Below are 18,861 nucleotides of genomic sequence, written 5' to 3'. Positions count from 1 at the left end.
CCCGATTGCCGCTTGTGAGATGACGCTCCTGACATTCCGCTTCGCGCCGAGCCCGAATGGCGAACTGCATCTCGGCCATGCCTGTTCGGCACTGCTCAACCAGCAACTGGCGCGTGCGGCCGGCGGCCGCCTGCTGCTGCGCATCGAGGACATCGACACGATCCGCTGCACGCCTGAATTCGAGGCCGGCATCTTTCGCGACCTCGAATGGTTAGGTCTCGAATGGGAACAGCCGGTGCGGCGCCAGGCCGAGCATTTCACCGACTATCAGGCCGTGCTCGACCGGCTGGTCCGCGAAGAACTCGTCTACCCTGCCTTCATGAGCCGTGGCGAGATCAGGGCCTTCATCGCCGACAGCGAAAAGCGCGGCCGCGACTGGCCGCGCGACCCGGACGGCGTGCCGCTTTATCCCGGCGCCGACAAGGCGCTGCCGATCAGCGAACGCAACCGCCGCATCGCCGAAAATGCGCCCTTCGCCTGGCGCCTCGACGTTAAGGCGGCGCTGGCGCGCGTCGGCACGGATTTGTCCTGGCGCGAATTCACCAACGAGACGCTTTCGGCGACGCAGCGCGTCGAGGCGCGTCCGCAAGACTGGGGCGACGTCATTCTGGCGCGCCGCGACATACCGACCAGCTATCACCTGGCCGTCGTCGTCGACGACGCCCTGCAAGGTGTGAGCCATGTCGTGCGTGGCCGCGACCTCTATTCCGCGACTGGCATCCAGCGCTTGCTGCAAGAATTGCTCGGCCTCGGCCAGCCGCAGTATTTCCACCACCGTCTCATACTCGGACCTGATGGGCGCAAACTGTCGAAGAGTTTTGCTGATACCGGCCTTGCCGCGCTGAGGCAGGCAGGCATGTCGCCGGACGATGTCAGGCGGCTGGTCGGGCTATGACTAAAGCCGGGCCAGCCCCGCCTTGAGCAGCGCCAACGCGCCGATAAACGCGAAGGCGCCGCCCAGTCCCCAGGCAACCGCGAGCTTCAGATCTCTCAGGACGATGCCATGTTCGTTCGCGGCCATGACCGCGACGAAAAAGCCGAGCGTGAACAGCAATGTGTTGCCGGTCGACCCAAAACCGTCCTCCTGCATGATGGCGTCGAGCGCTGAACCGAAGAAGAAGCCGAACACGGCCACACTGGCCACCGTCATCAACAGCCAGCTTGTATCGAGATGCAACAGCATGCGCGCTCCCTGTCGAAGCCAAAACGCCATGTCGCCGGATCGATCGACAGAAGTCGATTGCCCTGACGCCGCCCTTTGAATTCGACCACCTCCTACATCAGGATGAACTTATGTACCAATTGTTTCGCTTTGCTTGCCGGATTGAACCGCATTAGAGCAATTGCCGTATTTGTCTCTTCACCGAATCGGACCTCTCCACCGGAAACGGCTTCCCCGAAAATGCACAGTCTCAAGCGGTTCATCCCCGCCTCGTTTGTCGTCCTGTGGGCGACAGGTTTCATCGGCGCGCGCTACGCCATGCCCTGGGCCGAGCCCTTCACCTTTTTGGCGGCCCGCTTTGTCATCGCCGCCTTGCTGCTCGCCGGCCTGATGCTCGTGCTTGGCTCGAAGCGAGCCACAAGGGCAGAAGCGCTTCACGCCACGGTCGCCGGCATCCTCATGCATGGCATCTATCTCGGCGCGGTGTTCTGGGCGATCCACAGGGGCATGCCCGCCGGGCTTTCGGCGCTGATCGTCGGCCTGCAGCCACTGATCACCGCCGTGCTTGCCGGCCGATTCCTCGGCGAGGCCATCCTGCCGCGCCACTGGGCCGGCCTTGCCGTCGGCCTTGTGGGGGTGATGATCGTGCTGTGGCCGAAGCTCGGCGCTCTCGGCGGCGGCGTTACGCCCGAAACCCTGGCGGCGTCGCTGGTCTCGGTGCTGGGCATGAGCGCCGGGACCATCTGGCAGAAGCGCTATGCCTCGGGTGGCGACCTGGTGGCGGCGACGATGTGGCAATATATCGGCGGCGGCTCGCTGATGATCCTGGCCTCGCTGGCCCTTGAGACCCATACGGTGATCATCAACGGGGAACTGATCTTCGCCATGGCCTGGCTGGTCCTGGTGCTGTCGATCGGCGCCATCTTCCTGCTGATGGTGATGATTCGCGACGGCGAGATGTCGAAGGTCGCGTCGCTGTTCTACCTGGTGCCGGCCGTCACCGCTGTCATCGCCTGGGCGCTGTTCGGCGAACGGCTCAGCCTCGTGCAGATCGTTGGCATGGCAATCGCGACGCTCGGCGTCGGGCTGGCCACGGCTCGGCCAGCCAAAACCTAGCTGCCGACACGCGCGCGCGCTTCGAGAAAGCGGCTGATCGCCGCATTGAGTTCGCCGCCGAGGATGAAGATCGCCGACAGCATATAGAGGAAAACCACGGCGATCATGATCGAGGCGAGGCCGGCATAGGTCGTCACATAGGACGAGAAATGGTCGAGGTAGGTCGCGAACATCGTCGAGCCGACAAGCCACGCAGCCAGAGTGAAGATGATGCCAGGCACCAGCGAGACAAAGCGGCGCTTGCCCGCCGGCAGCCAATAGTGGACGGCAAACAAGCCACCAATGATGACGGTTGAGGCGATGACGTAACGCCACAGCGTGATCGTGCCCGTATAGGGTTTGATCCACTCGAAATGAGCTTCCGCCAGCCGCGCCAGCAAGGGCGCAAAGACCAGGAGCACGCTGATCGCCAGGAAACCGGCCGTCGCGATCAGCACGAAGAAAATGCTCTGCACCCGGCGGTAGATGATGCCGCGCGTTTCGGCGACGCGGTAGGCGCGGTTGAGCGAGGTGCGCAGCGCCTCGATGCCGTTGGAGGCGAAATAGGCCGCCAGCAGCACGCCGTAGGTCAAAAGATCGGTGCGCCGCACGGTCAGCACGTTGAGCACTTCGCGCGCGATAGGCTTGGCGATCTGTTCGGGCCAGGTGTCGAAGACCAGGTGCACGGCAGTATCGGCGAACGCCTGCGCGCCGAGGAAGCTCGCCAGCGTGGTGGCGAAGATCAGGAACGGGAACAGCGCCATGAGCGAAGTGATCGCCAGATGGCTGGCCATGGCCCAGCCGTCATCGGTGTTGAAATGGCCAAGCGCGTCATAGAGCACGCGGCGCAGCACGACGATATTCCGCATCAAGAGCCGCGTTCCCTTCGATTGTCTCGACGCCGCGAATATGGGAAGGGATTGTGGCAAATGGCAACCCTTGCTCAAACCACGATGCCGCCTGCCAAAGAGTTGCGCACCATCATCGTCACCGGCGCCTCGTCCGGGATAGGCGCCTACTGCGCCCGTGCGCTGAAGGCGGATGGCTGGCGCGTGTTTGCAACGGCGCGCAAGCCGGATGACATAGCCGCACTTGAAGCCGACGGCATCGAGGCGTTTTACCTCGATTACCGTGAGCCGGACTCTATCGAAGCCCTTGTGGGCTCGGTGCAGGAGCGGACAGGCGGACGCCTCGACGCCCTGTTCAACAACGGCGCCCATGCACAGCCCGGCGCTGTGGAAGACCTGCCGGTTGCGGCATTGCGCGAGCAGTTCGAGGCCAATTTCTTCGGCTGGCACGACCTCACCCGACGCATCGTACCGGTAATGCGTCGCCAGGGACATGGCCGCCTCGTTCATTGTTCCTCGATCCTTGGGCTCGCGCCGGTGCCTTTTCGCGGCGCCTACTCAGCCTCCAAGCACGCGATCGAAGGCCTGATGCTGTGCATGCAGCAGGAACTCAGGGGCAGCGGCATCCATGTCTCGCTGATCGAACCGGGGCCGGTGACCTCGAAAATCGCCAGCAACGGGCTGTTCTGGTTCCTGAAGAACATCGACCACGAGAATTCCGTCCACCACGTCGCCTATGCCGCGCAACTGGCGCGGCTTCGGGCCGGCGGCAGTTCATCGCCGCTGAAAAAGGGGCCGGAGGTGGTCTATGCGGCCTTGCGCCATGCTCTTCTGTCGCGGCGCCCGCGCCCGCACTATGTGGTAACAGTGCCGGCCAGAATCGGCGTGATGCTCAAGCGCATCCTGCCGGCATCGATGCTCTACCGCGTTCTGGCCGGACGCGCCTGATCGCAACAGAACTGGGAACAGATCATGGCAACCGTCATCAAAGTCCTCCTCGTCCTCGTCATGGTCGCCGTGGTGATCGTGCTTGTCCGCGGCCTCATCAACATGATGCGCGGCGGCTCCGGTGTGAGCTCGAACAAGCTGATGCAGGCACGCGTGCTGCTGCAGGCGCTGGCGTTGGCACTGATCCTGCTGGTGGTGTATTTCACCCGCAAGTGACGGCCGTTCGGGAGGCGACGTGGTCAAGCTCAACAAGATCTACACCCGCACCGGCGATGACGGCACCACTGGCCTCGGCACCGGTGAACGCAGGCTGAAATCCGACCTGCGCGTCGATGCCTACGGCACCGTCGATGAAGCCAATGCCTGCATCGGTATCGCCCGCCTGCACACAGCGGCAAGTTATCCCGCCATCGACGCCATGCTGTCCCGCATCCAGAACGATTTGTTCGACCTCGGCGCCGATCTCGCCGTGCCCGACGACGGCAAGCCGCTGGGCTACGAGCCGCTGCGCATCATCGCCTCGCAGACCGACCGCGTCGAAAAGGATATCGACCTTCTCAACAAGGATCTGCAGCCGCTCAAATCCTTCGTGCTCAATGGCGGCACGCCGGCGGCGGCAGCACTTCATCTTGCCCGCACCGTGGCGCGACGGGCCGAGCGGATCATGGTGGCGCTGGCGCAGGACCCGGCCGAACATGTCAATCGCGAGGGGCTGAAATACATAAACCGCGTCTCCGACTTTCTGTTCGTCGCCGCCCGTGCGGTCAATGACAACGGAAATGCCGACGTGTTATGGGTGCCCGGCAAGAACCGCTGAATTTTCTCGAAGGCGGGAAAGGGCTTGGGGCATGTTCATCCCGCTTTACGACTCCAACAGGTTGCGCCACATCCGGCTGCAATATGTGACGATCGGCCTGATCGCGGCCAACGCGTTGGTCTTTCTCATCACCACGATCGGCGGCGAAAATTTCAACAATGCCGCCGTGCTCGGCCTCGGCTTTATTCCTTCCGTTGTCCACGATACGGCAGAACTCTCGCCCCAATTCGTCGTCATTCCGGAGAGCCTGAGTTACCTCACCTATGCCTTCCTGCATGCCGATATCTTTCATCTCGGCGGCAACATGCTGTTCCTGTGGGTGTTCGGCGATAATGTCGAGGACGCACTCGGCCACATCCGCTACCTCATCTTCTACCTGCTTTGCGCCATCGCCGGCGCCTTCTTGCAGGGGCTCGTCGCCTGGAGTTCGGAGGTTCCGCTGATCGGCGCCTCCGGCGCCATTGCCGGCGTCGTCGCCGCCTATCTGGTCCTCTACCCCCGGGTGAAAGTGTGGGTGCTGGTCTTTGCCCGGATTCCGCTGCGTATCCCGGCCTTCATCCCGCTGATCCTGTGGATCGGCTTCCAGGTGGTGATGTTTGCCGCCGGCGGCGAAAACCAGATATCCTGGGCCTGCCATATTGGCGGCATCATTGCCGGTGGCGTGCTGGTGCTCATCATGCGCAGCCGCGGCGTGCCGCTGCTCGCCGGTGACGACGGCGAGCCGGAACCCGCCGATCAGCCAGCCGCTTCTATTGGGCCGGCGCCAGCCGGTCCGGCTCCCGTGCAACCTGAGACGCGTTGGGGCCGGGGTGGCGCTTCCGGTCACAACTGAACCGATTTGAGTGGTTTGGCCGCTGCCGTGGCATATTGACGTGTTGCGTCGCCACAACTACGGAGAGCGCCACCGCTAGGCGGCAGAAGACCAGAATTCGTCCGGCCAGGATTCCGTTTGGCCGCAATTCAGTCAGGAATGTCGGCTTTCGACAACTCTGCGGAGGCGCACGCTGCTATAGCGCGCCCGGATATCTCAGGAGAGGTGACAGGCAAATGAAGATCCTTGTGCCCGTGAAGCGGGTTGTGGATGCGAACGTCAAGGTTCGCGTCAAGGCTGATGGTTCGGCGGTTGAACTCGCCAATGTCAAGATGGCGATGAACCCGTTCGACGAGATCGCGGTGGAAGAGGCACTCCGGCTGAAGGAAGCCGGCAAGGCCGAAGAGATCATCGTCGTTTCGATCGGCCCGCAGCAGGCGCAGGAAACGCTCCGCACCGCGCTCGCCATGGGCGCCGACCGCGCCATCCTGGTCAAGACAGATGAACAGACCGAGCCGCTCGGCGTCGCCAAGGTGCTGAAGGGCGTCGTCGACGCCGAGCAGCCCGGCCTCGTGATCCTCGGCAAGCAGGCGATCGATGATGACTCGAACCAGACCGGCCAGATGCTGGCCGCCCTGCTCGGCTGGGCACAGGGCACCTTCGCCTCCAAGGTCGTGCTCGACGGCGACAAGGCCAAGGTGACGCGCGAAGTCGATGGCGGCCTGCAGACGGTGGAACTAAAGATGCCGGCGATCATCACCGCCGATCTTCGCCTCAACCAGCCGCGCTACGCCTCGCTGCCCAACATCATGAAGGCCAAGAAGAAGCCGCTCGACGAAAAGAGCCCGGCCGATTACGGCGCCGACGTCAAGCCGCGCCTGAAGGTGCTCAAGACCGAGGAGCCCAGCGGCCGCAAGGCGGGCGTGAAGGTCAAGAGCGTCGCCGAACTGGTCGACAAGCTGAAGAACGAAGCCGGCGTGCTCTGAGACTGGAAGGAACAGATAAAATGACCATTCTCCTCATCGCAGAACACGACAACGCAACTCTTTCCGACCAGACCGCCAAAGCGCTCTCGGCGGCGCTGCAGATCGGTTCGGACGTGCATGTGCTGGTCGCCGGCAAAGGCGCCAAAGGCGCTGCCGACGCCGCCGCCAAGCTCAAGGGCGTGAGCAAGGTGCTGCTGGCCGAGGCCGACGAACTGGCCGAGCGCCTCGCCGAACCGCTCGCCGCACTCGTTGTCTCGCTGGCCGGCGCCTACGACACCATAATCGGGCCGGCGACCTCGTCGGGCAAGAACGTCGCGCCGCGCGTGGCGGCCCTGCTCGATGTCGCGCAAGTCTCCGAGATCATCGAAGTGGTTTCACCAGACACGTTCAAGCGGCCGATCTATGCTGGCAATGCGATCCAGACGGTGCAGTCTACCGACGCCAAGAGGGTCATCACTGTGCGCACCGCCTCCTTCCAGGCTGCCCCCGAGGGCGGCTCGGCAGCTGTCGAGACGGTCAAGGCCGCGGCCAATCCCGGCCTCTCCACTTTCGTCGAGAACAAACTCTCGGAAACCGACCGTCCGGAGCTGACCTCGGCAAAGATCATCATTTCGGGCGGCCGCGCGCTCGGCTCCTCGGAAAAGTTCCAGGAAGTCATCCTGCCGGTCGCCGACAAGCTCGGTGCAGCCGTCGGCGCCTCGCGCGCTGCCGTCGACGCCGGCTACGCCCCGAATGACTGGCAGGTCGGCCAGACCGGCAAGGTCGTGGCGCCGGACCTCTATATTGCCGTCGGCATTTCCGGCGCCATCCAGCACCTTGCTGGCATGAAGGATTCGAAGGTCATCGTCGCCATCAACAAGGACGAAGAGGCGCCGATCTTCCAGGTTGCCGATTACGGCCTGGTCGGCGACCTGTTCGTCATCCTGCCGGAACTGCAAAAGGCGCTTTGACGCTCTCTGCCAAAGCGTATTAAATTGTGAAAGGGTGGGGTAGACGAAGCTGCCCCACCCTTTTAGTTTGCACTGCACAAAAAGCAGGCCGCAAAGGCCTTTTCGACGGGATCGCTGCAAATGGCCAAGATCGAGACGATCGGCATCATCGGCGCCGGCCAGATGGGCGGCGGCATCGCGCATGTATCAGCACTTTCGGGTTTCAAGGTGCTGATCTACGACGTCTCGCCCGACCGTATCGAGAAGGGCATTGCCACGGTCAGCGGCAACATGGCCCGTCAGGTCGGCTCCGGCAAGCTTGAGGAAAAGCTGCGTAACGAAGCGATGGCGCGCATTTCCGCAGCCCCCACCATGGCTGATCTCGCCGGTGCCGATCTGGTTATCGAGGCGGCGACCGAGGACGAGACGGTCAAGCGCAAGATTTACGCGCAGCTCTGTCCCCAGCTCAACCCGGAAGCCATTCTGGCGACCAACACCTCGTCGATTTCGATCACCCGGCTTGCGGCGCAGACCGACCGTCCCGAGCGTTTTATCGGCATACATTTCATGAACCCCGTGCCGCTGATGAAGCTGGTCGAACTGGTGCGCGGCATCGCTACCGAGGATCAGACCTTCGAGGCGGCCAAGGCCTATGTGAAACAGCTCGACAAGACCATCACCGTCTCTGAAGATTTTCCGGCCTTCATCGTCAACCGCATTCTGTTGCCGATGATCAACGAGGCGATCTACACGCTCTATGAGGGGGTCGGCTCGGTCGATGCCATCGACACCGCCATGCGGCTCGGCGCCAACCATCCGATGGGACCGCTGCAGCTCGCCGATTTCATCGGCCTCGACACCTGCCTGTCGATTATGCAGGTGCTGCATGACGGCCTGTCGGATTCGAAATATCGCCCCTGCCCGCTGCTGGTGAAATATGTCGAGGCCGGCTGGCTCGGCCGCAAGACCGGGCGCGGCTTCTACGACTATCGCGGCGAGCATCCGGTTCCGACGCGCTAACCACCAGAACGAAAGTTCCGTGCTCCCTCAGGACGCCGCTGCAAGCGGCGGCTCTGCTTGGCCTCTTGACCCGGTATCGTCAGGCGCCACGGAAACACAGCCGCGGCCGGCGGCCTTGGCCGCATAGCAGGCAGCATCGGCCCGGGCGATGATCTCGTCGACTTCACCGCTGTTGCTGTGGATTGGCGCCAGCCCGATGCTGGCATCGATCGCATGCGGCCGGCCGTCCCAGCTGAACTGCAGGCCGCGGATGGCGTCGATGACCGAGCGTGCGGCAATCCTGGCGCCGGCGCTCGGCCCGGCTTTCAGGATGACCGCGAATTCGTCGCCGCCGAGGCGGGCCACGATATCCTCCGGCCCAAGCGCACCGCGAATGGCCTCGGCAACCCGCTTCAGCAAGGCGTCGCCGGCGGCGTGCCCGCCAGTGTCGTTGACCAGCTTGAAATGGTCTAGATCGATGAACATGAAATGATGTTCGCCCGCCGGCCTGGCTGTGCCGGCCTTGCGGCTCCGGTCGACCAGTTCCTCCATGGTGCGGATAAAGCTCGAACGGTTGGCAAGGCCAGTCAGCGCATCATGCGCGGCGGCATAGGCGAGCTGGCGCTGCAAGGCGCGCGCATCGGTGAAGTCCTGGAAGACAATGACAAGACCGCAGAACTCCTGGCGGTCGTTCATGATCGGCGACACCACCTGGCGGATGCTGCAGCGTGTGTCGTCGCGACGGATGAGGACGGCGCGACTGTTCTGGTCGACAGGGCTGGCGCTGCCGAGCGCCGGCCGCGTCATGCCGATCCTTTGCCCGGTTTCTTCGTCCACCGCCCAGTAGACATGGCCAAGCGTCTTGCCGAGCGCCTCTGCGCCAACAACGCCGGTGAGCTTTTCGGCGACAGGGTTCATGAAGGTGATGCGGTTTGCGGCATCGGTGCAGATGACGGCGTCGCCGATCGACTGCAGCGTCACCCTCAGCCGCTCCTTCTCGTCGGCCAGCATTGCCGCCGATACGATGAGGCTTTCCTCGGTTTGCTTGCGCTGGGTGATGTCGGTCAGGCTGCCGATGGCCCTGACCAGCCGTCCGTCCTTGTCGCGTTCGAGCGTCTTGCCGCGGTCGAGGATCCAGACCCAGTGGCCATCCTTGTGGCGCATCCGGAACTCGGCTTCGAAGAACGGTGTCCTGCCCTCCAGATGGGCACGATCGGCTTCGGCGACGTTTTCGCGATCGTCGGGGTGGATCATCGCCAGCCAGCGGTCGGGGTCGCCGTCCAGTTCGCCATCGGCATAGCCCAGCATCTTCACCCAGGTGGCGGAGTAGGTGGTGCCGCCCTTCCGCATATCAAGATCCCAGACGCCTTGTCCGGCGCTGGCCAGGGCAAAATTCCAGCGCGTTTCGGCCTCGGCTATGCGCGCCTCGGATTGCTTGCGCGCATCGATATCCTCGATCTGGGAGACCAGGTAGAGCGGGCTCCCGCTCTTCTCGTCGCGAATGACGGAACCGGCAAGATGGGCCCATACCGGCGTGCCGTCCTTCCTGAGGTAGCGCTTTTCGAAGTGGAAGGCGTTGACGGTGCCCGCCCGCATGCCGTCCATCGTCTCACGGCCGATCTGCACATCGTCGGGATGGGTGATCTGGAAGAAGGTCAGCGCCTCGATCTCCTGCTTGCTATAGCCGAGCATGGCGGCGAAGGCCGGGTTGGTTTCATGGATGCGGCCGTCGAGGCCGACAATGGCGATGCCGATCGCCGAATCCTCCATGGCGCGGCGGAAACGCTGCTCGCTTTCGGCGATCTGCCGGCGGTCGTCCAGTATCCGGTAAATGAACAGGGCGGCGAGAATCAGCGCAACGGCGGCGACCGGCACCGATATCTGCAGGCAGAGTTTCAGCACTTCGGCGCTGACATCGAGCCGCGACAGCAGGAGCGCGACCACGGCAGCGCAAAGCCCTCCGGCCGCAAGCACCAAAGCCACCTGACTGTCAGCCCGCAGGCTTTTTCGCTCTCGTCGCATCACTGTGCATGCCACCCCATGCGCAACACATTTCTGCAAAAAACACTGGATGATCGATTTTAAGGAAAGGTTGCGCCGGAGCCACCGGCAACACGGTGAACCCGCAAACAATTCCCGGCATGATTAAGGATCGGTGATTATTGGGCGATCTTGAACGGCCCGGTCACCAGCGCACGAAGAACCGTCCCCCGAGCGCGCCCAGACCGGCGAGGACGGCGATGGCGAGCGTGTACCAGTTGGCGACGAAAAGCGGCGAATCGTCGAAGCAGTGCGCGGCGTAGAAGGTCGCCGCCAGGCCGCCGGCGAGCAGTCCCGCGACCGCCCCGGCCAACACCGGCCGCGTCGGCGCGCCATAGCGCAGCATCCACAGGAAGACGGCAAGCGGGCCGATGCCGATCAGCGGGATGAAGCCCATGCAGATCATCATGTTGGAGCCGACCATGCGCGTGCTCCACATCGGCTCCGGCACCATGAACAGTTCGAGAGCCACCGCCACGGCCACCAGCAGCGGCGCCGCCAGCATCCAGGCCGCGGCTCTTGCCGTCGAAGCGCCCGGCGTCGACAACGCCCGGACCAGGCCAAAGGCGGTGACGGCGAGCACGATGGTGAACACGAACTTCGCCAGGAACCGCATCGTGTGCATGGCGGTCATGATGTCGGGACGCGGGCCGATGGTGAGAAAGAAGACCAGAGCCGCGATCACCGCCGCGGCTGCCGCCGCCATCAACCAGGCCGAGCGCAGCGGCATCGCCTTGCTGCTTGTGTCGGCGTCGAGTGCCTTGATGAGATCCTCCGTCCTCATGTCACTGCCGCCCGAAGCGCCCCTGCCCAAATCGCTTGGCGATCGCGGCAAGCCCGCGATGCAGCGACACCCGCACCGCCGTCTCGCTGACGCCGAGCGTGGCCGCCGTCTCGCCGATGGAGCGGCCGTCGACCGAGATCGAAGAAACGACGGAACGCTGCGCAGCCGGCAGTCCGTCCAGCGCCCGGTTGATGTCGCGTTCGCTGACGGTCTCGGTTTCCGGCTCGGCAAAGGTCTCGGCGATCTCGTCGATCTCGATTTCGATGCGCCGTCCGCGCCGCCGGAAAGCATCGATCAGCTTGAAGCGGGCTATCGCATAGATCCATGGCAACACCGGCGCGTCCTGGCGCCAGGTATGCCGTTTCACATGAATGGCCAGCAAGGTTTCCTGCACAACATCCTCGGGATCGACCCCGCCCTGTACGATCTTGCGCCTCGCAAAGCCGCGAACCAGCGCGGCGATCCGGTGCAAAAAGTCGGCGTAGGCCCTTTCATCTCCCGCGATCGCGGCCCGCATCAGCCGGGAAAGCTCGGCCTCATCCTTGCCGCTCACAAGAGTTCACTCCCCGATCTTCGCGCCTCGGCACCGATTTGTTACGTGTCCGGCGAAATGATGTCCAAGCCAAAGTGCCGCAAAATCACGAAAGTTTGCGGGAGCGGCGACCGATTGAAGCAGCCGAGCAATGTTGACTACTGCTGTCAGGTATCGATAGGTGCAGCCTGCGAAACCAGAACCACCGAGATTGAGGATGACGCCATGAGATACACGCTCTCCACCCTAGCGGGGGCCACAGCGCTGGCCGTGAGCATGATCGCCGGGCCGGCGATGGCCGCGGATGCCGGCATCATCGTCTACAACGCCCAGCATGAGAGCCTGGCCAAGGAATGGGTCGAAGGTTTCACCAAGGAAACCGGCATCAAGGTCACGCTGCGCAATGGCGGCGACAGCGATTTCTCCAACCAGATCGTCGCCGAGGGCGCTTCTTCGCCGGCCGACGTGTTCCTGACCGAAAACTCGCCGGCGATGACCCTGGTCGAAGCGGCGGGCCTTTTCGCGCCGGTCGACGCCGACACGCTGGCGCAAGTCCCGGCCGAATTCCAGCCGAGCAGCGGCAGATGGGTGGGTGTCGCGGCGCGCAGCACCGTCTTTGCCTACAACAAAACCAAGCTCACGGCCGAAAAGCTGCCCAAATCGATGCTCGATCTCGCCGATCCGAGCTGGAAAGGCCGCTGGGCAGCCTCGCCTTCCGGCGCCGATTTTCAGGCCATCGTCAGCGCGTTGCTCGAGCTCAAGGGCGAAGCCGCAACCGCCGACTGGCTGAAGGCCATGAAGGAGAATTTCACCGCCTACAAGGGCAACGGCACGGTGATGAAGGCGGTCAATGCCGGCGAGATCGAAGGCGGAATCATCTACCACTATTACTATTTCGGCGATCAGGCAAAGACCGGCGAAAACAGCAAGAACGTCGAACTGCATTATTTCAAGAACCAGGATCCCGGCGCTTTCGTCTCGATCTCCGGCGGCGGCGTGCTCGCCTCGAGCAAGCACCCGAAGGAAGCCCAGGCGTTCCTCAAATGGGTGACCGGGAAAGGCGGCCAGGACGTGCTGAAGACCGGCACGTCCTTCGAATACGCTATCGGCAAGGACGCGCAGTCCAATCCCAAGCTGGTGCCGCTGGCCGACCTGCAGGCGCCGAAGGTCGATCCGGCGACACTGAACTCCAAAAAGGTGACGGACCTGATGACGGCAGCCGGCTTGCTTTAGGCTGGGTTCGTCCTAAAAGGGCAACGATTGCGCTCCTGCCGGACTTTCCGCAGGAGCGCTCTGTTTTCGAGATGGCATTGTCCATGACGACACATTGCGTTTCCGGCCGCGCCTGCGGCGCCCCCGCCCCGGCGGCAGTGGCGCGGTCGAGCTGATGCAAACTGCGGTCGATCTCGCACGTTCAGGCCAGACAGTCGGGCGGTCCCGCCGGAAGCCCATGTCCTGGATCGCGCTTGTCGCCATAATTGTCTCGCTGCTGTCGCTGCTGCCGCTGGCGTTCATCATCTGGATCGGCGTGCAGATCGGCTGGGACACTGCTTCGGCCCTGGTCTTCCGGCCGCGCGTCGGCGAACTTCTGGTCAACACCGTGCTTCTGGTGGCGCTCACCGTGCCGATCGCCACCGTGCTGTCGGTGACGCTGGCATGGCTGACCGAGCGCAGCGACCTGCCAGGCGCCCGCCTCTGGGCCTGGCTGTCGGTCGCGCCGCTTGCCATCCCCGCCTTCGTGCACTCCTATGCCTGGATTACCCTGGTCCCGGGACTGCATGGCCTGTGGGCCGGCGTGCTGGTGTCGGTCCTTGCCTATTTCCCATTCCTCTATTTGCCACTAGCGGCCGCATTGCGCCGGCTGGATCCCGCCCTGGAAGATGCGGCCGCAGCGCTTGGCCTCGGACCATGGCGCGTGTTTTGGCGCGTCGTGCTGCCGCAGCTCAGGCTCGCCATTTGCGGCGGTGCGCTGCTGGTTGGACTTCATCTGCTTGCCGAATATGGCCTCTATGTCTTCATCCGCTTCGACACTTTCACCACCGCGATCGTCGACCAGTTCCAGTCGACCTTCAACGGCCCCGCCGCCAACATGCTGGCCGGCGTCCTGGTGACATGCTGCTTCGTGCTGCTCGCTCTGGAGGTGCTGGTGCGCGGCGAAGAGCGCTATGCCCGCGTCGGCTCAGGCGCGGCGCGCCACCGGCAGCGCTCGAGGCTCGGGCGCGCCACGCTGGCTTGCCTGGCTCTGCCTGCCGTCACCACGCTGCTCGCCATCGGCGTGCCCTTCGTCACCATCGGCCGCTGGCTGGTCGCCGGCGGCGCCGATGTCTGGCGTTTGGACGAGATCGGCCTGGCGCTGGGCCAGACGCTGTTCCTGGCGCTGGCCGGCGCCTTGCTTGCGACCATCGCCGCCATGCCGATGGCCTGGATCTCGATCCGCGCGCCGGGACCGCTGCAGCGGCTGCTCGAAGGCTGCAACTACATTGTCGGTTCGCTGCCCGGCGTGGTCATCGCGCTGGCCTTGGTCACCATTACCGTGCGCATCGCCATGCCGCTCTACCAGACGCTGTTCACAATCCTCGTCGCCTATGCCCTGATGTTCCTGCCGCGCGCCTTGATCAGCCTCAGAGCCTCGATCGCACAGGCGCCGGTCGAGCTCGAACGCGCCGCCGCCAGCCTTGGCCGGCCGCCGCTGAAGGCGCTTTGGTCGACAACGATTCGCCTGTCGGCGCCGGGGGCTGCGGCCGGCATGGCGCTGGTCGCGCTCGGCATCATGAACGAGCTGACCGCCACCCAGATGCTGGCGCCCAACGGCACGCGCACGCTGGCCATGGCGTTCTGGTCCTATAGCGGCGAGATCGACTATGCCTCCGCCGCCCCTTACGCCTTCATCATGGTGGCGATGTCGCTGCCGCTGACCTGGCTGCTCTATGTCCAGTCGAAACGGATGGCCGGGCGATGAGCTTTCTCGAAATCAATGGCCTCACCAAGCACTACGGCCCGGTCGCAGCCCTTGCCGGCATCGAGCTCAGCGCCGCAAGCGGCAGTCGCACCGCGATCGTCGGCCCGTCCGGCTGCGGCAAGACGACGTTGCTGCGGCTGATCGCCGGCTTCGAGGCGCCCGACCAGGGCCGCGTCGTGCTCGACGGCGAGGTGCTGGCCAATGGCGGCCATGCGGTGCCGGCGCACCGCCGCGGCATTGGCCTGGTGGCGCAGGACGGCGCCCTGTTCCCGCATCTCAGCATCGGCGACAATATCGGCTTTGGCATGGCCCGCGGCGAGGACCAGCGCGCCGAGCGCATCGCCGAGCTCGCCTATACCGTCGGGCTCGACAAGGCGATCCTCAAGCGCCGCCCGCACCAGCTCTCCGGCGGCCAGCAGCAGCGTGTGGCGCTGGCCCGCGCCATGGCGATGAAGCCCAGGCTGATGCTTCTCGACGAACCGTTCTCGGCGCTCGACACTGGTCTGCGCGCCTCGATGCGCAAGGCGGTCGCCGAACTACTCGAAGCCGCCGGCATCACCACCATCCTGGTCACCCACGACCAGGCCGAGGCGCTGTCCTTCGCCAGCCAGGTGGCGGTCATGCGCGACGGAAAGTTCTCTCAGATCGGCACACCGCGAGAACTCTATCTGCAGCCGAAAGACCGCATGGTTGCCGAGTTTCTTGGCGACGCCATCATCTTGCCGGCAAAGATTTCAGGCGGCTTCGCCACCTCCTCGCTTGGTCGCATAGCCGTCGACTCGAAGGAGCGGCGCGACATCGCCCGCATCATGCTGCGACCGGAGCAGGTGCAGGTAAAGCGCACGTCGCGCGAAGGCATGTCGGGTCCTGCGGGCACGATATTCGCCGAGGTGACGGACTCGGAATTCGCAGGCTCGATGTGCACCATTGCCGTGCGGCTGTTGAACAACCCCGATCCGCCCGACGCCGCGGCAATAGGCAGCACGCCGCTGATCCTGCGCAAACCGGGTATCGACGCGCCTTCCGTCGGCGAGATCGTGCGCCTGACCGTCTCCGGCAAGGCGCATGTCTTCGCCTGAACTGCCGATGCGTCGGATTGGCGCGAGCGGCTGCGTCAATCGACTCGTTTCCCAGCATTGTCGAACCAATGCAGCTTCTCGGCCCTGGCCACGACGCGCAGTTGATCGCCGGGTTTGGCCGTGGCGCGGCCGGCCACACGCACGACGATGCGGTTGCCGCCGGCGGCACAGTGAAGAAAGCTTTCGGCTCCCACAGGTTCGACCGCCTCGACCGCCGCAGGCAGAATAAGCGCGCCGGATGATGCCTCGGCACTGAAGGTGACGTCGGCATCCTCAGGGCGGAAGCCAAGCGTGGCGGCGTTCGTGGGCGCAAAGTCAATCGTCTTGCCATCAATCAGCGCTGGACCAGCCGATGCTTGCAAAAGAGGCAAAAGGTTCATCGGGGGCGCGCCGATGAAGGAGGCGACGAAGGTCGAGGCCGGCTTCTCGTAAATGTCAAGCGGCGCGCCCGTCTGCTCGACCAATCCGCCATTCATGACGACGAGAATATCGGCCAGCGTCATCGCCTCAAGCTGATCGTGGGTGACGTAGACCGAGGTGACACCGAGCGAGCGCTGCAAATTCTTGATTTCAACCCGCATCTGGCCGCGCAGTTTGGCGTCGAGGTTGGAAAGCGGCTCGTCGAACAGGAAGACTTTCGGATTGCGCACGATTGCGCGACCCATGGCCACGCGCTGGCGTTGGCCGCCGGAAAGCTCGCGTGGGCGCCGGTCGAGCAGCGCCGTGAGTTCCAGCACCTTGGCGGTCGAGCGAACCCTGCTGTCGATCTCGTCCTTGGGAGTACCCCGGTTGCGCAACCCGTAGGCCATGTTGTCGTAGACCTTCATATGCGGGTAGAGCGCATAGTTCTGGAACACCATGGCGATGTCGCGCTCGGTCGGACCGATCGTGTTGACGATCTTGCCGTCGATAGCGACGGTGCCGGAAGAAATGGTCTCAAGCCCGGCGATCATCCGCAGCAGCGTGGACTTGCCGCAGCCGGACGGCCCAACCAGCACGCAAAGCTCCTTGTCGGGAATGGCGATCGAGACACCCCTCACCGCCTCGACGCCGCCGGGATAGACTTTCTTCACATCCTTCAGATCGACGGTCGCCATCAGCTTCTCACTTTTCGGAATCGACAAGTCCGCGCACGAACCAGCGTTGCATCAGCACCACGATCAGGATCGGCGGCAGTATGGCCAGCATCGCGGTGACCATGACCAGATGCCATTGGGTATCGGCATCGGCGAAGGAGACCATCTTTCTAAGTGCGATGACGATGGTGTTCATGTCATTGCTGTTGGTGACGAGCAGCGGCCACAGGTACTGCGTCCAGCCATAAATGAAGAGGATGACGAACAGCGCCGCGATGTTGGTGCGCGACAGCGGCAGCAGGATGTCGAAAAAGAATCGCCATGGTCCGGCGCCGTCGACACGCGCCGCTTCCACCAACTCACCTGGGATGGTCATGAAGAACTGGCGAAACAGAAGCGTGGCGGTGGCCGAGGCGATCAGCGGAATGATCAGGCCGGCATAGGTGTCGATCATGCCGAGATCGACCATCACCTTGTAGGTCGGCAGGATGCGCACCTCGACGGGAAGCATCAGCGTGATGAAGATCAGCCAGAAGAAGACCATCCGAAGCGGAAAACGGAAGAACACGATCGCATAGGCCGAAAGGATCGAGATGAAAATCTTCCCCACCGCGATGCCGAGCGCCATGATCGTGGTGTTGAGCAGCAATCGGCCGACACTGACGCCGCCGATGCGGCCGACACCGCCGAACAGCGCCTCGCTGTAATTGTTCCAGACCTGGTCGCCGGGCAAAAGAGGCAATGGCGGCTTGAGGATGGTCTGCAGCGTCTGCGTGGAGGCAACGAAGGTGTAGTAGATCGGGAAAGCGACGATCAGGATGCCCAGGATGAGCACGGCGTGGGCGATGAGGGCGCGAAGCGGGGACTGACCAATCATCGCTCGCGCTCAACCGTAGTGGACTTTGCGTTCCACATAGCGGAACTGGATGGCCGTGAGTGAGATGACGATGACCATCAGGATGACCGACTGCGCGGCCGAATCGCCGAGGATCAAATTGACGAAACCGTCATTGTAGACCTTGTAGACCAGCGTCTCGGTGGCCTTGCCTGGCCCGCCGCCGGTGACGGCATGAACGATACCGAAAGTGTCGAACAGCGCATAGACAGTGTTGACGACCAGCAGGAAGAAGGTCGTCGGTGCGAGCAGCGGGAAGACGATGGTCCAGAAGCGCTTCGTCTCCCCGGCGCCGTCCATGGCCGCCGCCTCTATCAACGTCTTCGGCACCGCCTGCAGCCCGGCGACGAAGAACAGGAAATTGTAGCTGATCTGCTTCCAGGCAGCCGCAGATACCAGCAGGATCATGGCTTGGTTTCCGTTAAGCAAGGGATCCCAGGCGATGCCGAGACCTCTCAACGCGTAGGCCAGCGAACCGATCGAGGGGTTGAACAGAAACAGCCACAACATGCCGGCAATCGCCGGCGCCACCGCATACGGCCAGATCAGCAGCGTGCGATAAAGGCCTTTGCCGCGCACCACCTTCTCGGCCATGACGGCAAGCAACAGGGCCACACCCATGGCGACCATCGCGGTCGCCAGAGAGAACACCAGCGTAACTTTGATCGAGTTGAGGTAGGCCGGGTCGGCCAGCACCTTGCGAAAATTGGCGAGCCCGACGAACTTGCTCTTCAGCCCGAACGGGTCTCCCCTGAGCATCGACTGGTAGAGCGCCTGCCCCGTCGGCCAGTAGAAAAAGATCAGCGTAATGGCGAGTTGCGGCGCCACCAGCAGATAAGGCAGGGTCTTGTTGGGAAAGACGACGCGTGGAGACAGGGTGATTCCCTCGCTGTGCAGGAAA

The 18,861-nt window shown here is 63.6% G+C and carries 20 protein-coding genes; 12 read left to right on the top strand and 8 right to left on the bottom strand.

Annotation, left to right across the window (positions count from 1 at the left end):
• Positions 1-19: 19 nt before the first annotated feature.
• Entirely contained in the window at positions 20-895 is an 876-nt protein-coding gene (gene gluQRS, locus NKL04_RS29115) for a tRNA glutamyl-Q(34) synthetase GluQRS (RefSeq protein WP_023701415.1), read from the top strand.
• On the opposite strand, the gene NKL04_RS29110 is transcribed toward gluQRS, so the two are convergent.
• Complete coding sequence (locus NKL04_RS29110) at positions 896-1,183, bottom strand: hypothetical protein (RefSeq protein ID WP_023701414.1); 288 nt, start codon at positions 1,181-1,183, stop codon at positions 896-898.
• 219 nt (positions 1,184-1,402) lie between these two features.
• On the opposite strand from NKL04_RS29110, the gene NKL04_RS29105 reads away from it, so the two are divergent.
• On the top strand, positions 1,403-2,278 hold the full coding sequence (locus NKL04_RS29105) for a DMT family transporter (RefSeq protein WP_031209441.1): 876 nt from the start codon (positions 1,403-1,405) through the stop codon (positions 2,276-2,278).
• Here the strand turns inward: NKL04_RS29105 and NKL04_RS29100 are convergent.
• On the bottom strand, positions 2,275-3,126 hold the full coding sequence (locus NKL04_RS29100; RefSeq protein ID WP_023671675.1) for a YihY/virulence factor BrkB family protein: 852 nt from the start codon (positions 3,124-3,126) through the stop codon (positions 2,275-2,277). The two genes, NKL04_RS29105 and NKL04_RS29100, sit on opposite strands and share 4 nt — an antisense overlap.
• Before the next feature lie 60 nt (positions 3,127-3,186).
• On the opposite strand from NKL04_RS29100, the gene NKL04_RS29095 reads away from it, so the two are divergent.
• The 7 genes from NKL04_RS29095 (at position 3,187) to NKL04_RS29065 (ending at position 8,616) form a co-directional block, all read left to right on the top strand.
• A complete protein-coding gene (locus tag NKL04_RS29095) occupies positions 3,187-4,053 on the top strand; it encodes an SDR family oxidoreductase (protein ID WP_081726921.1) in 867 nt (288 codons plus the stop codon).
• 24 nt (positions 4,054-4,077) lie between these two features.
• Complete coding sequence (locus tag NKL04_RS29090) at positions 4,078-4,269, top strand: twin transmembrane helix small protein (protein WP_023671673.1); 192 nt, start codon at positions 4,078-4,080, stop codon at positions 4,267-4,269.
• A 19-nt stretch (positions 4,270-4,288) separates the two neighbouring features.
• Positions 4,289-4,870 (top strand): cob(I)yrinic acid a,c-diamide adenosyltransferase, encoded by a 582-nt coding sequence (locus tag NKL04_RS29085; protein WP_023671672.1) that lies wholly within the window; start codon positions 4,289-4,291, stop codon positions 4,868-4,870.
• A 31-nt stretch (positions 4,871-4,901) separates the two neighbouring features.
• Complete coding sequence (locus NKL04_RS29080; protein WP_023701412.1) at positions 4,902-5,702, top strand: rhomboid family intramembrane serine protease; 801 nt, start codon at positions 4,902-4,904, stop codon at positions 5,700-5,702.
• Positions 5,703-5,917: 215 nt separating this feature from the next.
• On the top strand, positions 5,918-6,667 hold the full coding sequence (locus NKL04_RS29075; RefSeq protein ID WP_023671670.1) for an electron transfer flavoprotein subunit beta/FixA family protein: 750 nt from the start codon (positions 5,918-5,920) through the stop codon (positions 6,665-6,667).
• 20 nt (positions 6,668-6,687) lie between these two features.
• Entirely contained in the window at positions 6,688-7,617 is a 930-nt protein-coding gene (locus NKL04_RS29070; protein ID WP_023671669.1) for an electron transfer flavoprotein subunit alpha/FixB family protein, read from the top strand.
• Positions 7,618-7,737: 120 nt separating this feature from the next.
• Positions 7,738-8,616 (top strand): 3-hydroxybutyryl-CoA dehydrogenase, encoded by an 879-nt coding sequence (locus NKL04_RS29065; RefSeq protein WP_023671668.1) that lies wholly within the window; start codon positions 7,738-7,740, stop codon positions 8,614-8,616.
• Between the two features lie 27 nt (positions 8,617-8,643).
• Here NKL04_RS29065 and NKL04_RS29060 read toward each other — a convergent pair whose 3' ends face one another.
• The 3 genes from NKL04_RS29060 to NKL04_RS29050 form a co-directional block, all read right to left on the bottom strand.
• Positions 8,644-10,569 (bottom strand): PAS domain S-box protein, encoded by a 1,926-nt coding sequence (locus tag NKL04_RS29060; protein ID WP_245271423.1) that lies wholly within the window; start codon positions 10,567-10,569, stop codon positions 8,644-8,646.
• Positions 10,570-10,780: 211 nt separating this feature from the next.
• Positions 10,781-11,419, bottom strand: coding sequence for an NrsF family protein (locus NKL04_RS29055; RefSeq protein ID WP_023685325.1), 639 nt, complete (start codon positions 11,417-11,419; stop codon positions 10,781-10,783).
• Between the two features lies 1 nt (position 11,420).
• Positions 11,421-11,972, bottom strand: coding sequence for a sigma-70 family RNA polymerase sigma factor (locus NKL04_RS29050; RefSeq protein ID WP_023685326.1), 552 nt, complete (start codon positions 11,970-11,972; stop codon positions 11,421-11,423).
• Between the two features lie 204 nt (positions 11,973-12,176).
• Between NKL04_RS29050 and NKL04_RS29045 the strand changes: the two genes are divergently transcribed.
• The 3 genes from NKL04_RS29045 to NKL04_RS29035 all read left to right on the top strand — a co-directional run bounded on the left by NKL04_RS29045 (position 12,177) and on the right by NKL04_RS29035 (position 15,989).
• Positions 12,177-13,184: an iron ABC transporter substrate-binding protein gene (locus tag NKL04_RS29045; protein ID WP_023685327.1), complete on the top strand. Its 1,008-nt coding sequence runs from the start codon at positions 12,177-12,179 to the stop codon at positions 13,182-13,184.
• A 154-nt stretch (positions 13,185-13,338) separates the two neighbouring features.
• Complete coding sequence (locus tag NKL04_RS29040; protein WP_023685328.1) at positions 13,339-14,910, top strand: ABC transporter permease; 1,572 nt, start codon at positions 13,339-13,341, stop codon at positions 14,908-14,910.
• Complete coding sequence (locus NKL04_RS29035; RefSeq protein WP_023701410.1) at positions 14,907-15,989, top strand: ABC transporter ATP-binding protein; 1,083 nt, start codon at positions 14,907-14,909, stop codon at positions 15,987-15,989. Before NKL04_RS29040 ends, NKL04_RS29035 begins: the two co-directional genes overlap by 4 nt.
• 35 nt (positions 15,990-16,024) lie before the next feature.
• Here the strand turns inward: NKL04_RS29035 and NKL04_RS29030 are convergent, their stop codons facing one another.
• The 3 genes from NKL04_RS29030 to ugpA are packed head-to-tail and all read right to left on the bottom strand — an operon-like array spanning position 16,025 to position 18,836.
• On the bottom strand, positions 16,025-17,086 hold the full coding sequence (locus tag NKL04_RS29030) for a sn-glycerol-3-phosphate import ATP-binding protein UgpC (protein ID WP_023701409.1): 1,062 nt from the start codon (positions 17,084-17,086) through the stop codon (positions 16,025-16,027).
• Positions 17,087-17,093: 7 nt separating this feature from the next.
• Positions 17,094-17,942, bottom strand: coding sequence for a sn-glycerol-3-phosphate ABC transporter permease UgpE (gene ugpE, locus NKL04_RS29025; RefSeq protein WP_023698704.1), 849 nt, complete (start codon positions 17,940-17,942; stop codon positions 17,094-17,096).
• 9 nt (positions 17,943-17,951) lie between these two features.
• The gene (ugpA, locus tag NKL04_RS29020; RefSeq protein ID WP_023701408.1) at positions 17,952-18,836 is read right to left on the bottom strand and encodes a sn-glycerol-3-phosphate ABC transporter permease UgpA; all 885 of its coding nucleotides are present in this window, start codon (positions 18,834-18,836) and stop codon (positions 17,952-17,954) included.
• Positions 18,837-18,861 lie beyond the last annotated feature (25 nt).

This window comes from Mesorhizobium sp. C264A, assembly GCF_040324515.1.
Lineage (GTDB): Bacteria > Pseudomonadota > Alphaproteobacteria > Rhizobiales > Rhizobiaceae > Mesorhizobium.
The sequence above is the reverse complement of the archived record's forward strand: the minus strand, read 5'-3'. Positions and strand labels throughout refer to the sequence as shown.

Bases quoted from the DNA above. Each gene is read 5' to 3' on its own strand.
- gluQRS (WP_023701415.1), top strand. From the start codon at position 20: ATGACGCTCCTGACATTCCGCTTCGCGCCGAGCCCGAATGGCGAACTG.
- NKL04_RS29110 (WP_023701414.1), bottom strand. From the start codon at position 1,183: ATGCTGTTGCATCTCGATACAAGCTGGCTGTTGATGACGGTGGCCAGT.
- NKL04_RS29105 (WP_031209441.1), top strand. From the start codon at position 1,403: ATGCACAGTCTCAAGCGGTTCATCCCCGCCTCGTTTGTCGTCCTGTGG.
- NKL04_RS29100 (WP_023671675.1), bottom strand. From the start codon at position 3,126: ATGCGGAATATCGTCGTGCTGCGCCGCGTGCTCTATGACGCGCTTGGC.
- NKL04_RS29095 (WP_081726921.1), top strand. From the start codon at position 3,187: ATGGCAACCCTTGCTCAAACCACGATGCCGCCTGCCAAAGAGTTGCGC.
- NKL04_RS29090 (WP_023671673.1), top strand. From the start codon at position 4,078: ATGGCAACCGTCATCAAAGTCCTCCTCGTCCTCGTCATGGTCGCCGTG.
- NKL04_RS29080 (WP_023701412.1), top strand. From the start codon at position 4,902: ATGTTCATCCCGCTTTACGACTCCAACAGGTTGCGCCACATCCGGCTG.
- NKL04_RS29075 (WP_023671670.1), top strand. From the start codon at position 5,918: ATGAAGATCCTTGTGCCCGTGAAGCGGGTTGTGGATGCGAACGTCAAG.
- NKL04_RS29070 (WP_023671669.1), top strand. From the start codon at position 6,688: ATGACCATTCTCCTCATCGCAGAACACGACAACGCAACTCTTTCCGAC.
- NKL04_RS29065 (WP_023671668.1), top strand. From the start codon at position 7,738: ATGGCCAAGATCGAGACGATCGGCATCATCGGCGCCGGCCAGATGGGC.
- NKL04_RS29055 (WP_023685325.1), bottom strand. From the start codon at position 11,419: ATGAGGACGGAGGATCTCATCAAGGCACTCGACGCCGACACAAGCAGC.
- NKL04_RS29045 (WP_023685327.1), top strand. From the start codon at position 12,177: ATGAGATACACGCTCTCCACCCTAGCGGGGGCCACAGCGCTGGCCGTG.
- NKL04_RS29040 (WP_023685328.1), top strand. From the start codon at position 13,339: ATGCAAACTGCGGTCGATCTCGCACGTTCAGGCCAGACAGTCGGGCGG.
- NKL04_RS29035 (WP_023701410.1), top strand. From the start codon at position 14,907: ATGAGCTTTCTCGAAATCAATGGCCTCACCAAGCACTACGGCCCGGTC.
- NKL04_RS29030 (WP_023701409.1), bottom strand. From the start codon at position 17,086: ATGGCGACCGTCGATCTGAAGGATGTGAAGAAAGTCTATCCCGGCGGC.
- ugpE (WP_023698704.1), bottom strand. From the start codon at position 17,942: ATGATTGGTCAGTCCCCGCTTCGCGCCCTCATCGCCCACGCCGTGCTC.